At 71.8% G+C, this 13972-nt stretch carries 10 protein-coding genes; 2 read left to right on the top strand and 8 right to left on the bottom strand.

Features of this window, described 5'->3' with window-relative positions; genetic code table 11:
- Positions 1-2: 2 nt before the first annotated feature.
- From ACS3YM_RS11700 to ligA, 8 genes are all read right to left on the bottom strand, one after another.
- A complete protein-coding gene (locus ACS3YM_RS11700; protein ID WP_439936610.1) occupies positions 3-1040 on the bottom strand; it encodes a hypothetical protein in 1038 nt (345 codons plus the stop codon).
- 5 nt (positions 1041-1045) lie between these two features.
- Positions 1046-2776 (bottom strand): hypothetical protein, encoded by a 1731-nt coding sequence (locus tag ACS3YM_RS11705; RefSeq protein ID WP_439936611.1) that lies wholly within the window; start codon positions 2774-2776, stop codon positions 1046-1048.
- Between the two features lie 295 nt (positions 2777-3071).
- The gene (locus ACS3YM_RS11710) at positions 3072-4472 is read right to left on the bottom strand and encodes a prenyltransferase/squalene oxidase repeat-containing protein (protein ID WP_439936612.1); all 1401 of its coding nucleotides are present in this window, start codon (positions 4470-4472) and stop codon (positions 3072-3074) included.
- Positions 4473-4621: 149 nt separating this feature from the next.
- Complete coding sequence (gatB, locus tag ACS3YM_RS11715; protein WP_439936613.1) at positions 4622-6145, bottom strand: Asp-tRNA(Asn)/Glu-tRNA(Gln) amidotransferase subunit GatB; 1524 nt, start codon at positions 6143-6145, stop codon at positions 4622-4624.
- Entirely contained in the window at positions 6142-7683 is a 1542-nt protein-coding gene (gatA, locus tag ACS3YM_RS11720) for an Asp-tRNA(Asn)/Glu-tRNA(Gln) amidotransferase subunit GatA (protein ID WP_439936614.1), read from the bottom strand. The genes gatB and gatA overlap by 4 nt, the downstream gene beginning before the upstream one ends.
- Positions 7683-7982, bottom strand: coding sequence for an Asp-tRNA(Asn)/Glu-tRNA(Gln) amidotransferase subunit GatC (gene gatC / locus ACS3YM_RS11725; protein WP_439936615.1), 300 nt, complete (start codon positions 7980-7982; stop codon positions 7683-7685). The genes gatA and gatC overlap by 1 nt, the downstream gene beginning before the upstream one ends.
- Before the next feature lie 57 nt (positions 7983-8039).
- Positions 8040-9287: a calcium-binding protein gene (locus tag ACS3YM_RS11730; RefSeq protein WP_439936616.1), complete on the bottom strand. Its 1248-nt coding sequence runs from the start codon at positions 9285-9287 to the stop codon at positions 8040-8042.
- A gap of 79 nt (positions 9288-9366) precedes the next feature.
- Positions 9367-11484 carry an NAD-dependent DNA ligase LigA gene (ligA, locus tag ACS3YM_RS11735; protein ID WP_439936617.1) on the bottom strand — a complete coding sequence of 706 codons (2118 nt, stop codon included), beginning with the start codon at positions 11482-11484 and terminating at the stop codon, positions 9367-9369.
- A gap of 167 nt (positions 11485-11651) precedes the next feature.
- On the opposite strand from ligA, the gene ACS3YM_RS11740 reads away from it, so the two are divergent.
- Both ACS3YM_RS11740 and ACS3YM_RS11745 read left to right on the top strand, forming a co-directional pair.
- Positions 11652-12263 (top strand): TetR/AcrR family transcriptional regulator, encoded by a 612-nt coding sequence (locus ACS3YM_RS11740; protein ID WP_439936618.1) that lies wholly within the window; start codon positions 11652-11654, stop codon positions 12261-12263.
- 65 nt (positions 12264-12328) lie between these two features.
- Positions 12329-13936: an MFS transporter gene (locus ACS3YM_RS11745; RefSeq protein ID WP_439936620.1), complete on the top strand. Its 1608-nt coding sequence runs from the start codon at positions 12329-12331 to the stop codon at positions 13934-13936.
- The last annotated feature ends 36 nt before the right edge of the window (positions 13937-13972 follow it).

A 13972-nucleotide genomic window follows, 5' to 3' on the forward strand; every position in this document is an offset into this window, starting at 1 on the left:
CGTCAGACCCCCCGTCTGCGACGCGCCACGACGGCGCCGGTCGCGATGGCGAGCGCGAGCAGCCCGAGGATGCTCCACGTCACGGCGGCCGGGACGCGCGCCGGCTCGTCCGGGGTCGGCGGACCCGCTTCGGGCGCGGCTCTGGGGCCTGAGTCGCTGGGAGACTCAGAGGCCGATTCGGAGGGGTCGGCGTCCTTGCTGGGCCGTGAGTCTCTCGGAGACTCACTGCGCAGGGGGTCGTTCTTCGACCGTTCCTTGGCGCCGGCCTTGGACCGTGAGTCGCTGGGAGACTCAGAAGCCAGTGGCGACTCGGAGGGTGCGCTCGGCGCCCCGGAGGGACTCGCCTGCGGGCTGGTGCTCCCATTCGCGCTGGGCGATGGGCTGGCGGACGTGCCGCCACCCGAGCCGCCGCCGCCCGAGGCGCCGGACCCGCCCGATGTCGGCGAGGCCGTCGGCGAGGAAGAGGTCGGCGAGGAGGTCGGGGACGGGCTCGGGGACGGGCTCGGGGACGGACTCGGGGACGGGCTGTCGAACACCGGCGGCGCCACACCGGGCGGGACGGCCCCGCCCGAGGGGCGGTCCTGCTGCCAGGACCAGCCCACCGAGCCCCCGGCGGGGACGGTGAGCCCGCCGGCGCCGTACGAGGAGTAGGTCCACGAAGGCTTCGAGCCGTCGGACCACCACAGGCCCCAGTAGGCGTTCGAGGGCGAGGCGTTGACGCAGGGGTCGCTGGCCGGTGCACCGTTGACGCGGCAGACGAATCCTGGCTGACGGGTGGCGTACGACAGCGTCACTCCGACCGACTCGAAGATCGCCGCGGCGCTCTTGCCGCCCCCGTCGGCAGCGCACGCCGTGACGGTGCTGCCGCCCAGCTCGCGGTAGTCGACGACGACGCTCACGCCGCCGGCAGAGGTGCACGTCGCTGCCCCGGCGGCGGGCGCGACCCCGGCCGGCCCGAGCCCGAGCACGACACCCCCACCGACCAGGCCGGCGGCCAGGACGGTGAGGAAGGCGAGGGCTCGCCGGGCTCGGGCTGACATCGACATCACTTCCTGCGCAGCCAGAAGGTCGTGCTGGCCGGCTCGGCACCGCGGGCGGTCTGGGTGGCGACGACGCGGAGCCGCTTGCTGCCGAGCACCGTGCGGGCCGGCTTGGTGAGCACGAGCTTGACGGTCGCAGTGCTGCCGGGAGCGACCGAGTACGCCGACTTGGCCATCACGAGCCGCCGGGTCCGGCCGTCGGGGAGCTCCACCGTGCGCGTGGTGCGCACCTTGAGCCTGCCGGCGCAGGCCTGGGAGTTGTCGCAGGTGATCCGGAGCTTGAACGCGTTCTTCTTCACCCGCTCGACCTTGGATGCGCTCAGCTCGCCGACGACGGGCGCCGCGGTGGTCGGGGTCGTGGCCGGGGTCGGGGTCGCGACCGGGGACGCGGTCGCGACTGTGGTGGCTCTCGACGAGCCGGCGAGGGTGGTCACCGTGAACGTGTGCGTCGCGGCGCCGGCCGGCAGCGTGAAGGTGGCGGCGACGGCGGAGCCGGTGCCCGTCACCTGCTGGGCCTGGCCGCCCAGGCTGACGCAGGCCGGCTCGCCCGCGCCGAGGCCCGTCACCGTGGCGCTGACGGTGCTCTTCTCCGTGGCTGTGGCCGGGGCCGTGATAGAGACCTCGGTGCCTGCGGGTACGGCAGCCAGGGCCGGCAGCGCCTGAGCGGTCGCGCGACGGGCCAGCTCGCGGAGCGGCACCGAGAACGAGCCAGCGGTGCGGGCCGACGACAGGTCGGCGGGCTTGTAGGCGATCGCGCCGTTGGCGGCGGCCAGGGTGGTCGCGCACGGGGCCAGGTCGGCGACCTGCAGGCCACGGAGCCAGCCGGCGGCCTTCGTGGCGGCGCCGTCGTAGCCCGCCTCGGCGAGCGCCCAGCCGGCGAGCCCGGTGGTGTTGGAGTTGGTGCCGAGCTGTCCGGCGCTGAACGAGCCGTCGGGCGCCTGCTGGCTCCTCAACCAGCTGGCGGCGAGGTGCGCGGCTCCCTTCGCGGCGGTCGACGCGTCCGGCGTCTCCAGGAGGTTGATCACGGTCAGGGCGGTCGCGTCGATGTTGCCGACGTCGGTGCCGGACACGCAGCCCTGCTCGTTCGCGGTCTTGTCTGCGGTGAGGTCGGAACGGAAGAAGCCCGCGTTGCACTGCTGCTCCAGCAGGAAGTCCGAGGCGTCGGCAGCCCGGCCCGAGCCGGCGTTGACGAGGGCCCGGACCGCGAAGGACTGGCCGATCACGTTGACGAAGTCGGCGTCCCACGGGTCGGAGGGGTCGACTCCAGCGTCCTCGAGCCGCCCGGTGATGGACCCCGAGGAGGCCACGAGGCCCTCGAGCCGCGCCACCTGGTCCGTGCTGTCGTACGCCGTCGGGTCCTGGCCCGCGGCCTGGACCAGGCTCACCATCTTGGCAAGGCTGCCGGCGTAGACCCGGCCCGGCGTGTACCCGCCGACCCACGACTCCGCCACAGGCTCGATGGCGTCGACGACCTGCGTCACGGTCGCGTCCTGCCCACCGACCGCGTCGAGAGCGAAGGCGACGTCGGCCGAGAGCCCGAGGTCGTCGAAGCCGTACTCGTCGTTGTGGAGGATCCCGTCGGTCAGCTGGGCCTTCAGCCACGTCGTGCCGGCGGTGACGGCACGGGTCGCGGCGGGGTTGTTCGGGGTGATGTCGGCGGCGCCGGCAGGAGCGACGGGCGCAGCGACCAGGGTGGTGGCGAGCGCGACGGCGGCGAGACCTGAGGAGAGCTTCATGGTTCCTTCCCTCGCTGCGACAGCGAGGGAAGCGGCATGCGCCGGTTCGCCCCGCTGCATTCCTCGACAGCGATGGTGATCAAGACGCGTCGAGGTGGGTGTTCCGGCTCGCACGGGATCGCTCCCGTGCCCACGGTTGCGGGTCAGCGCCGGTTTCGGACCGGCTTTCCCCAGCTCGGGCGTGTGTGGTGCCGACCCGGATGGGTGCGGCGTGCGAAGCGTATCCCTCCCCCGGGCCGGGACGCACTCCGGCCCGGCGTCTGGGACGCCGGGCCGGAGTGGTGTGGCAGGTGGGTCAGTTGCGCACGCGCAGCGACGTACGAGCCTCGTCGTCCGAGGTCTTCACGAGCGCGACGCGTCGCTGGTTGCCGGTGGGCAGCTGCAGCTTGCGCACGATCCTGTCGCCGGACTTCTTGCCCTTGACGCGGACGAAGTCACCCTTGACCTGCATGCAGGCGCTCTCGCTCGGCGCGAGCCCGTAGACCCGGAACTGCACGCGGTCGCCCGCGCGGGCCTCACGACGCACGGACACGATCCGCAGCCTGTCCTTGCTGGCCGGCGCGAACTGCAGGCCGAGGATCGCCTGCGAGGTGGCACGGCGCCACTCGTCGCGGGCGTCGGCCGGGATGCCGGTGGTCTTGGCCGCGGTGACCTTGTCCTTGCGATAGGCCACGGCCCCGGTGTCCTTGGTCAGCGCGGTGCGGCACTTGTACTTGTCGACCGGCTGGTTCTTGCGCACCCACAGAGCCGCCTTGAGCGCGGCGTCGCGGTTCTTCAGCAGGCCCATGGCGTAGCCGCCCAGGGCAGTGGAGTTGGTGTTGATCTTCGCGGTCCCGGTGCCGCCGCGGATCGCGCCGCTGCGACGCTGGCGAGCGGCGAGCCAGGTGCCGGCCTTGGCCAGCGCGTCCTTGACGGCCTGGCTGTTGTCACCGGACTCGACCAGGTTGATCACGGCGAGCGACGTGGCGTCCGGGTCGGCCTCGCTACCGGCCACGCCTTCGGCACAGGACTGGCTCGCGGCCGCCGGCTTGTCGAAGTTGAGCCGGAAGTAGCCCGAGGCGCACTGCTGCTTGAGCAGGAAGTCACGAGCCGCACCCGCCTCAGCGGAGTTGGCCAGCGACAGGGCGCGTACGGCGTAGGACTGGCCGACGACGTTCGCGAAGTCGCCGAACTCGGACTTGTCCGAGACCCGGCCCGCGAGCGGGTTGGGCGTGGCACCGGCGGCGGCTGGGTCCTCGGTGCGGCCCTCGATGCGGGTGATCAGGTTGACGCCCCCGTAGCTCGTCGGGTTCTGCTTGGCGGTGCGCGCGAACGCGGCCGCCTTGGCCAGCGCGCCGACGTAGGACTCCTTGGTGCCGTCGCCGACGTACTCGGCGATGCGCGGCTCGAGCGCGTTGTTGATCGCCGTGACCGTCGCACCCTGGCCGGCGACGGTCGAGACCGCCATCCCGGTGTCGATGGTGAGACCGAAGTCAGGGCCGAACTTGCCGACCATGAGGCCGTTCGTGAGCTCGTCGGCGATCCACTGGGCGGCGATCGTCGACGGCGTGCTGTCGGTGGCAGCCGCGGCCTTGGCCTCCCGCAGGGCGGGCGACGGGTCTGCGGTGGCAGGGGCTGCGGCGAGTACGCCGACCCCCAGTGCTGCGGTCGACAGGGCGACCGCGGCGGTTCGGATGGGTCGAATGCGATGGTGCATGACGTCCTTCCCGCTCGCGCGGGGACCCCGTGACGGCAACAGCCGTCCTGTCCCCCGAATGATGCGAGCGTTGGTTGGTGATGTGACCAATGTGACTCGCGTTCACCCTAACAAGTTGTCTAGACCAGCCAAGTTCTCGAAAATTTCTCTCAGGAGAGCTTCTCCAGGATGAGCTCGCGCACCCGGCCGGCGTCGGCCTGTCCGCGCATCTCCTTCATCACCGCACCGATGAGCGCACCGGCCGCGGCCACCTTGCCGTCACGGATCTTGTCGGCGACGTCCGGGTTCGCGGCGATCGCGTTGTCGACGGCGGCGCCGAGCGCGCCGTCGTCCGACACGACGGCCAGCCCGCGCTTCTCGACGACCTCGTCGGGCGTGCCCTCACCCGCGAGGACGCCCTCGAACACCTGGCGGGCCAGCTTGTCGTTGACGGTCTTGTCGTCCACCAGGGCCTGGATCCGCGCGACCTGGGCCGGCGTGATGGGCAGGTCGACGAGGTCGACGCCGTCCTCGTTGCTGCGCCGGGCGAGCTCGCCGAGCCACCACTTGCGTGCCGCCTGCGGGGGTGCGCCCTCGGCGATGGTCTCCTCGACCAGCCCGAGCGCCCCTGCGCCGACGGTGTCGCGCATCTCGAGGTCGCTGAAGCCCCACTCCGCCTGCAGCCGCGCGCGACGTGCCGTCGGGTTCTCCGGCAGGGTGCCGCGCAGCTCCTCGACCCACTCCCGGCTCGGCGCCACGGGCACCAGGTCCGGCTCGGGGAAGTAGCGGTAGTCCTCGGCGTCCGACTTCGTGCGACCGCTCGTGGTGATCCCGGTGTCCTCGTGCCAGTGGCGCGTCTCCTGCAGGATCGAGCCGCCCTGGCTGAGGATCGCGGCGTGGCGCTGCATCTCGTAGCGCACGGCACGCTCGACCGAGCGGAACGAGTTGACGTTCTTGGTCTCCGTGCGGGTGCCGAGCACGTCACTGCCCTTGGGGGCCAGCGACAGGTTGACGTCGGCACGCAGGTTGCCCTGGTCCATCCGCGCCTCGGAGACACCGAGCGCCACGATGAGCTCGCGCAGCTGGGCGACGTACGCCTTCGCGACCTCGGGCGCCTTCTCCCCCGCGCCGAGGATCGGGCGGGTGACGATCTCGATGAGCGGGATGCCGGCGCGGTTGTAGTCGACCAGCGAGTAGTCGGCGCCGTGGATGCGGCCGGTGGAGCCGCCGACGTGCAGCGACTTGCCGGTGTCCTCCTCCATGTGCGCGCGCTCGATCTCGACGCGGAAGGTCTCGGTCTCCCCGGCGTCGTTCTGGATGTCGACGTCCATCCAGCCGTCGAAAGCGATCGGCTCGTCGTACTGCGAGGTCTGGAAGTTCTTCGGCATGTCCGGGTAGAAGTAGTTCTTCCGGGCGAAGCGGCACCACTCGGCGATGTCGCAGTTGAGCGCGAGCCCGATGCGGATCGCGGACTCCACCGCCTTGCCGTTGACGACCGGCATCGCGCCGGGCAGGCCCAGGCAGGTCGGGCACACCCCCGCGTTGGGCTCGCCGCCGAAGGTGGCCGGGCAGCCGCAGAACATCTTGGACGCGGTGTTGAGCTCGACGTGCACCTCGAGGCCGAGGGCGGGGTCGAAGGCCGCCAGCACCTCGTCGAAGGGCATCAGCGCTGTGTCGTTCGTCTGGGCGGTCATCGCGCGACCTCGTTCGTGTCCAGGGCCGGAGCCTTGTCGAGCAGGGGTCCGCCCCACTGGTCGGTCAGCAGCTTCTCGAGGGCGGCACCGACGCGGTAGACGCGGTCGTCTGCGAGCGCCGGGGCGAGGACCTGGAACCCGGCAGGCAGCGGCTCCTCGTCGACGAGGCCGCTGGGGACCGAGATGCCGGGCACGCCGGCCAGGTTGGCGGGGATGGTGGCGAGGTCGTTGAGGTACATCGCCATCGGGTCGTCGAGCTTCTCGCCGATCCGGAACGCCGCGGTGGGTGCGGTCGGCGAGACGAGCACGTCGACCTGCTCGAAGGCGGCGTCGAAGTCGCGGCTGATGAGCGTGCGGATCTTCTGCGCCTGGCCGTAGTAGGCGTCGTAGTAGCCGCTGGACAGGGCGTAGGTGCCGAGGATGATGCGGCGCTTCACCTCGTCGCCGAAGCCGGCGTCGCGGGTGGCGCGCATGACGTCCTCGGCGCTGGGCGGTGTCCCATTCTTGGCTTCCGGCGTCACGCGCAGGCCGTAGCGCATCGCGTCGAACTTCGCGAGGTTGCTGGAGGCCTCGGCCGGCAGGATCAGGTAGTAGGCCGCGAGCGCGTGCACGAAGGACGGGCAGGAGACCTCGACGACCTCGGCGCCGGCCTTGACCAGCAGCTCGACGGACTCGTTGAAGCGGTTCATCACGCCCGCCTGCCAGCCGTCCCCGGAGAGCTCGGTGATGACGCCGACCCTGACGCCGCTCATGTCGCCGGTCGCGCCCTGACGCGCCGCCTCGGTGAAGGACGGCCATTCCTGCTTGATCGAGGTGGAGTCGCGCAGGTCGTGGCCACCGATGACGTCGTGGAGCATGGCGGCGTCGAGCACGGTGCGGGTCACGGGACCCGCCTGGTCGAGGCTGTTGGCCAGGGCCACCAGGCCGTAGCGGGACACCCCGCCGTAGGTCGGCTTCACACCGACCGTGCCGGTCACGGCGCCGGGCTGGCGGATCGAGCCGCCGGTGTCGGTGCCGATCGCGAGCGGCGCCTCGAAGGCCGCGACCGCAGCCGCCGAGCCCCCGCCGGACCCGCCGGGGATCCGGTCGAGGTCCCACGGGTTGCGGGTCGGGCCGTAGGCGGAGTGCTCGGTCGAGGAGCCCATCGCGAACTCGTCCATGTTGGTCTTGCCCAGGATCGGCAGGCCGGCGACGCGCAGCCGCTCGACGACCGTCGCGTCGTAGGGCGGGATCCAGCCCTCGAGGATCTTCGAGCCGCAGGTCGTCGGCAGGCCACGGGTCGTGAGCACGTCCTTGACCGCGATCGGTACGCCGTCGAGCGGGCCGCGTGCCTCCCCACGGGAGCGGCGCGCGTCGGACTCCGCGGCCTGGAGGAGCGCGCCCTCGCGGTCGACGTGGAGGAACGCATGGACCGCGCCATCGACGGCGTCGATGCGGTCGAGGTGGGCCTCGGTCAGCTCGGCGGAGGTGACGGTGCCGGCGGCCAGCTCGTCGGCCAGCGTGGCAGCGGTGCTGCGCAGGATCTCCTCGCGACGCATCACTGCTCCTCCCCCAGGATCCGCGGCACGGAGAAACGCTGGTCCTCGACAGCCGGTGCGCCCGACAGGGCCTCCTCGGCGGTCAGCCCGGGCACCACGACGTCCTCACGGAACACGTTGGTGAGCGGGAGCGCGTGCGAGGTGGGCGGCACGTCGTCGCCGGCGACCCCGTTGATGGAGGCGACCGACTCGAGGATCACGCTCAGCTGGGGTGCGAGGTGGTCGAGCTCGGCGTCGGAGAGGTCGATGCGGGCGAGGCTGGCCAGGTGGGCCACTTCCTCGCGGGAGATCTCGGGCATGCCGGCAATCCTAGGTCCACGCCCCACCCGCTCCTGCGGCCGGTCGGGACCGCTGCCTCAGCAGCTGGAGCGCTTCTCGGCCGCCTTGCAGGTGTCGTTGCCGCCACGGCCGCGCGCGATGTCGAAGCCCTTGCCGCCGTCGAGGCGATCGGGCTCGTCGGAGCCCGTCATCACGTCGGCGCCGCCGCGGCCGTCGACCATGACGCGGTAGTCGGGGTTGGCGGCGATGATCTCCGAGTCGTTGCTGCCCTTGAAGATCGACAGGGCGCGCGCCGGCAGCAGCACGTCGCTGAAGCCGGTGATCCTCCCCTCGAGCGTGTAGGGCTGGAGGTCGCGGATGGTCGTCCTCTTCAGCTGGTCGATCCGGACGGTCGGCTTGAGGGCGGGGTTGGAGCTCGGCAGCAGGCGCAGCTTGTCCTGGCCGCCGTGGCCCTTGGCCACGAAGCCCGACTCGACCGGGATCGGGAAGCTCACGGTGTCGACGCCGCTGCCGCCGCGGAAGACCTGGTGGCTCTCCGACGTCGTGCTGAGGGTGTCGCCGCCGCTGCCGCCGACGAAGGTGTCGATGCCGACGAGGCCGGTCAGCGTGTCGTCGCCGGCCTCGCCGTAGAGCCGGTCGTTGCCGAGGGTGCCGGCCGTGTCCGCGACGATCGTGTCGTCCCCGCCACGGCCGAAGATCGTGTCGTCGCCGCCGCGTGCGAGGACGGTGTCGGCGGAGTTGGTGCCCTTGATCGTGTCGCCGAGCGGGGAGGCGACGATGCGGATCCCGCCGTCGAACCCGGTCACCGTGTCACTGCCCTCGGCGGCGACCGGCACCGTCGTGCTCGCGCGGAAGTCCACGACGACGGGCGCGGGTGCGTTGGCGTACGACACCCCGTCGAGGACCACCGGGGTGCCCTCGCTCGCCGGACGAGGGTCGTAGCCGAGGTCGATCGTGTCGTTGCCGGCACCGCCGGAGATCGTGTCGCCGGCCTTGACGATGCGGCCGAACCTGTCGATCCGCAGCAGGTCGGCCTCACCGTAGAGGCGGTCGTCCCCGTCCCCGCCGAGGATCGAGTCGGCGCCGTCGCCGCCGCAGACCACGTCGTTGCCGCCGAGCCCGCGGATGGTGTCGTTGCCTCCCCGGGCCACGATCACGTCCCGCCGGGGGGTGCCGTTGATGGTGTTGGCCTTGTCGTTGCCGACGATGGTCGCCTTCAGGCCGCCGCAGGTGACCGCGGCCTGCGCCGGCGCCACCAGCGCGAGCGGCGCGGCCAGGCCGGCGGCGGCCACGAGTGCCGGGACGAGTGATGGGACGAGACGCATGGGGACCCCCGTGAAGTAGTCGTTCAGGTGTTCCTCACCGCTGGCGCCGGGTCCCAAACCTCCCCGCCCCACTTCGTGGTCAGGCCAGCGCCTCGGGCCCCTGCTCCAGCAGCGCGGTGAACTGCTCCTCGTCGAGGACGGGCACCCCGAGCTGCTCGGCCTTGTCGGCCTTGGACCCGGCGTTGTCGCCGACGACCACGTAGTCGGTGTTCTTCGACACCGAGCCGGCCGCCTTCCCGCCGCGGCTGATGATCGCCTCCTTCACCGAGTCGCGGGTGTAGTGCTGCAGGGAGCCCGTGGCGACGATGGTGAGCCCCTCGAGCGTGCGGGCGACGGACTCGTCGCGCTCGTCGGCCATCGTGACCCCGGCCGCCTCCCACGAGTCGAGGATCGCGGTGTGCCAGGACGCCTGGTCGCCGTCGAGCCACTCCCGGACCGAGGCGGCGATGGTGGGGCCGACACCGTCGGCGGCGGCCAGCGCCTCCTCCGAGGCCTCGCGAATGGCAGCCATCGAGCCGAACTCGGTGGCCAGCGCGCGGGCGGCGGTCGGCCCGACGTGGCGGATCGACAGGGCGACCAGGACCCGCCACAGCGGCACCTTCGCCCGGCGCTCGTGGAGGTTGGCGAGCAGGCGCGCGCCGTTGGCGCTGAGCTGTGGTCCCTCCTCACCCTTCTTGGGCGCGCGGGTGAAGAGGGGCGCGGTGAGCAGCGCCGCCTCGTCGAGGTCGAAGAGGTCACCCTCGTTGGTGATCGCGCCCGCGTCGAGCAGCGCGACGGCGGCCTCGTAGCCCAGCCCCTCGATGTCGAACGCGCCGCGACCCGCCACGTGGAAGACGCGCTCGCGCACCTGCGCCGGGCACTTCTCGTGGTTGGGGCAGCGGAGGTCCTTGTCGCCCTCCTTCTGCTGGACCAGCGGCGTGCCGCAGGCCGGGCACGTCGTGGGCATCTGCCACGGCTCGAGGCCGTCGGGCCGCAACGCCAGCACGGGGCCGAGGATCTCGGGAATCACGTCGCCGGCCTTGCGCAGGATGACCGTGTCGCCCGGTCGCACGTCCTTGCGCTTGACCTCGTGGGCGTTGTGGAGCGTGGCGTTCTCGACCGTGGAACCGGCGACCTTGGTCGGCTCCATCACGCCGTAGGGCGTCACCCGGCCGGTGCGGCCGACGTTGACCTCGATCGAGAGCAGGAGCGTGTTGACCTCCTCGGGCGGGTACTTGAACGCGATCGCCCAGCGGGGCGCGCGGCTCGTCGACCCGAGACGTCGCTGCAGGGCGACGTCGTCGACCTTGACCACCACGCCGTCGATCTCGTAGCCGACGATCGTGTGGCGATGCTCCCCGACGTGCTCGATGAAGGCCTCGACGTCTGCCAGCGTCGGCACGACCCTGACCTGCTCGGAGACCGGCAGCCCCCACGCCTGCAGGGCGTCGTACGCCGCACTCTGCGCCGTCGGCTCGAAGCCCTCGCGCGCGCCGATGCCGTGGCACACCATGCCCAGGTCGCGGGTCGCGGTGACGCGGGGGTCCTTCTGCCGCAGCGACCCGGCCGCGGCGTTGCGCGGGTTGGCGAACATGGGCTTGCCGGCGTCGGTCATCGAGGCGTTGAGGCGCTCGAAGGCCTCGCTCGGCAAGAACACCTCGCCGCGGACCTCCACCAGCGCGGGCACCGGGTGCTCCTCGGTGCCCGTCAGCCGGTGGGGCACGCTCGTGATCGTCTTGACGTTGGGGGTCACGTCCTCACCCGTCCGCCCGTCGCCGCGGGTCAGCGCGCGCACCAGGCGGCCGTCCTCGTAGAGCAGGTTGATGGCGAGCCCGTCGACCTTGAGCTCGCAGAGCAGGGCGGGCGCCTCGATGCCCTCGCGCAGGATGCGGGCGTGCCACGCGCCGAGCTCCTCGAAGCTGAAGGCGTTGTCGAGCGACTCCATGCGCTGCAGGTGGTCGACCGCGGTGAACTCGGTCGAGACGGCGCCGCCGACCTTCTGCGTGGGCGAGTCGGGGGTGCGCAGCTCGGGGTACTGGTCCTCGAGGGCCTCGAGCTCGCGCAGCCGCGCGTCGAAGTCGGCATCCGACAGTGTCGGGTCGTCGAGCACGTAGTAGCGCCAGCGCGCGTCGTCGACCTGCTCACTCAGCTCCTGGTGGCGCTCGCGTGCCTCGGGCGGGGCAGTGGCGACCGTCGGCTCGGTGTCGGGCGTGCTCATGGGCACAGTCTGCCGGTCCCCACCGACACGTCGTTCGACAGCAGGTCTGGACCGGATGGAACTGAGTCGTTCCCTCGGAATAGATCCGCGTACGGTCTGGTTTGTCGAAACGAAACCGTTTCGTTTCATCACCTCCCAGCAGCATCCCGAGCCGAGCGAGAGGCCGCATGACACCCACCGAGACCGGCACCCGCCCCCGCGTGGAGGGCGAGCGCGAGCTGCAGATCCTCGACGCGACCCTCGAGGTCCTCGACGAGGTGGGCTACGACCTGCTCACCATGGACGCCGTCGCCACCCGCGCCAAGGCGTCGAAGGCCACGCTCTACCGCCGGTGGAAGGGCAAGCCCGAGCTCGTCGTGGCCGCGATCATGGCCCACAAGGGCGAGCCGGTCGTCCCGGACACCGGGAGCCTTCGCGGCGACCTGCTGGCGGCGTACTGCGGCAGTGGCGGCCTCAACGACCCGCTGGCCCAGTCGGTGCTGTCCGCCGTGGTGACGGCGATGGTCCGGGATCCCGAGTTCGCGGAGGTCTACCGCCGCGACTTCATCGGCCCCAAGGTCGCCTCCTCGCGCGCCATCTACGAGCGTGCCCGCGAGCGCGGCGAGGTCCACCCCGACTCCGACCTGTCCGTGCTCGCCCCCGCGCTGGCGGGGATCGTGCTGCACCGCGCCTTCCTGCTGGGTGACGCCGTCACCCCCGACCTGCTCGGGCGCGTGCTCGACGAGGTCGTCCTGCCTGCTGCCCTCCACGGCCCGATCCGACCCGGCTCCACGTCCTGATCCGGTCCCGCTGTCCGACCCCTCTGCTCCACTCGTACCCGACCCGCTCCACCGAAGGATCCCCCATGACCGACCTCGCTCCCGTTGCCGACGAGGTGACTCCCGAGCAGCACAAGCGCCTGCGCTGGGCGCTCGTGCTCATCTCGCTCGCCCAGCTGATGGTGGTGCTCGACAGCACCATCGCCAACATCGCGCTCCCGTTCATCGGCCGCGACCTGTCCATCGACCAGGCCAACCTGCAGTGGATCGTCACCGGCTACGCCCTGACGTTCGGCGGCTTCCTCCTGCTCGGTGGCCGGCTCGCCGACCTGATGGGACGCCGGCGCATCTTCATGGCGGGCGTGATCCTGTTCGCCGTCGCCTCGCTCGTGGGCGGCTTCGCCCAGAACGAGGCCATGCTCCTCGGCGCCCGCGCCTTCCAGGGCCTCGGCGCGGCGATGGCCTCCCCCGCCGCGCTCGCCCTGATCGCCACCACCTTCCCCGCCGGCCGGGAGCGCAACCGCGCCTTCGCGGTGTACGCCGCCATGGCGGGCGTGGGTGCCGCGGTCGGCCTGATCCTGGGCGGCTGGCTCACCGGCCTCGACTCGCCCCTGGGCATCGAGGGCTGGCGCTACACCTTCCTGATCGTGGTCCCGATCGGCCTCGGCGCCGCGTTCTTCGCGCCCCGCTTCTTCGACGAGTCCGAGCGTCACGCGGGTGAGCTCGACGTCCCGGGTGCCGTGACCGGCACCGCCGGCCTGCTCGCGATCGTGTTCGGCCTGAGCCGCGCCGGCCAGGAGGACTACGGCTGGGACGCCACCAGCACGATCCTCAGCCTCGCCCTCGGCGTCGCGCTGCTCGCCCTCTTCATGATCATCGAGTCGCGCGTGGAGCACCCGCTCCTGCCGTTCCGCATCTTCGCCAGCCGCAACCGCGCGGTGGCGTTCGCGGTGATGATGATCGTCCCGGCGGCCATGTTCGCGATGTTCTTCTTCCTGTCGCTGTTCATCCAGCTGGTGGTGGGCTACTCCCCGCTGCAGACCGGATTCGCGTTCCTGCCGTTCTCGATCGCGATGATCATCTCGGCCACCACCGCCTCCAAGCTGATCAGCCACGTCGACCCGCGCTTCCTGTCGGGCGTCGGCACGCTCCTGTCGGCCACGGCCCTGTTCGGCTTCAGCCGCCTCGACGTCCCCGGCAGCGCCTCGGGGATCCTCGACGCGGTGGCCGGTGGCGGTCACCTCGGCGACGGGGTCAACTACTGGACGCACGTCCTGCCGTTCATCGTGCTGATGGCCTTCGGCATGGGGCTCAACTTCGTCCCGCTCACCCTGGTCGCGGTGCACCGCCTCCGGGCCCAGGACTCCGGCATCGGCTCGGGCGTGCTCAACACGATGCAGCAGGTCGGCGGTGCGCTCGGCCTCGCGACGCTCAGCACCGTGGCGCTGCACTTCTCGCAGCTGCGCGCCGACGAGGTCGCCCCGCAGCTCGGCGCGGCCGCGCAGGGCCGGCTGACGCCCGACCAGCTCGGCCCGATCGCCGGCATCGTCGGGTTCGCCGACGGGGCGACCCACGCCTTCCTGGTCGGCTCGATCATGATGCTGGTCGCGTCGGCCATCGTGTGGCTGTTCCTCAACGTCCACCACGACGAGCTGGCCACGGACGAGGCGCCCGAGGGCGTCGCCGTCCACTGACCCCACCCATCCGTCATGCGCTCCAGCGCCGAAGGA

The organism is Nocardioides sp. N13(2025), assembly GCF_051912545.1.
Classification (GTDB): domain Bacteria; phylum Actinomycetota; class Actinomycetes; order Propionibacteriales; family Nocardioidaceae; genus Nocardioides.

Excerpts from the sequence above, each read along its gene's own strand:
- ACS3YM_RS11700 (WP_439936610.1), bottom strand. The coding sequence starts at position 1,040 with ATGTCAGCCCGAGCCCGGCGAGCCCTCGCCTTCCTCACCGTCCTGGCC.
- ACS3YM_RS11705 (WP_439936611.1), bottom strand. The coding sequence starts at position 2,776 with ATGAAGCTCTCCTCAGGTCTCGCCGCCGTCGCGCTCGCCACCACCCTG.
- ACS3YM_RS11710 (WP_439936612.1), bottom strand. The coding sequence starts at position 4,472 with ATGCACCATCGCATTCGACCCATCCGAACCGCCGCGGTCGCCCTGTCG.
- gatB (WP_439936613.1), bottom strand. The coding sequence starts at position 6,145 with ATGACCGCCCAGACGAACGACACAGCGCTGATGCCCTTCGACGAGGTG.
- gatA (WP_439936614.1), bottom strand. The coding sequence starts at position 7,683 with ATGCGTCGCGAGGAGATCCTGCGCAGCACCGCTGCCACGCTGGCCGAC.
- gatC (WP_439936615.1), bottom strand. The coding sequence starts at position 7,982 with ATGCCCGAGATCTCCCGCGAGGAAGTGGCCCACCTGGCCAGCCTCGCC.
- ACS3YM_RS11730 (WP_439936616.1), bottom strand. The coding sequence starts at position 9,287 with ATGCGTCTCGTCCCATCACTCGTCCCGGCACTCGTGGCCGCCGCCGGC.
- ligA (WP_439936617.1), bottom strand. The coding sequence starts at position 11,484 with ATGAGCACGCCCGACACCGAGCCGACGGTCGCCACTGCCCCGCCCGAG.
- ACS3YM_RS11740 (WP_439936618.1), top strand. The coding sequence starts at position 11,652 with ATGACACCCACCGAGACCGGCACCCGCCCCCGCGTGGAGGGCGAGCGC.
- ACS3YM_RS11745 (WP_439936620.1), top strand. The coding sequence starts at position 12,329 with ATGACCGACCTCGCTCCCGTTGCCGACGAGGTGACTCCCGAGCAGCAC.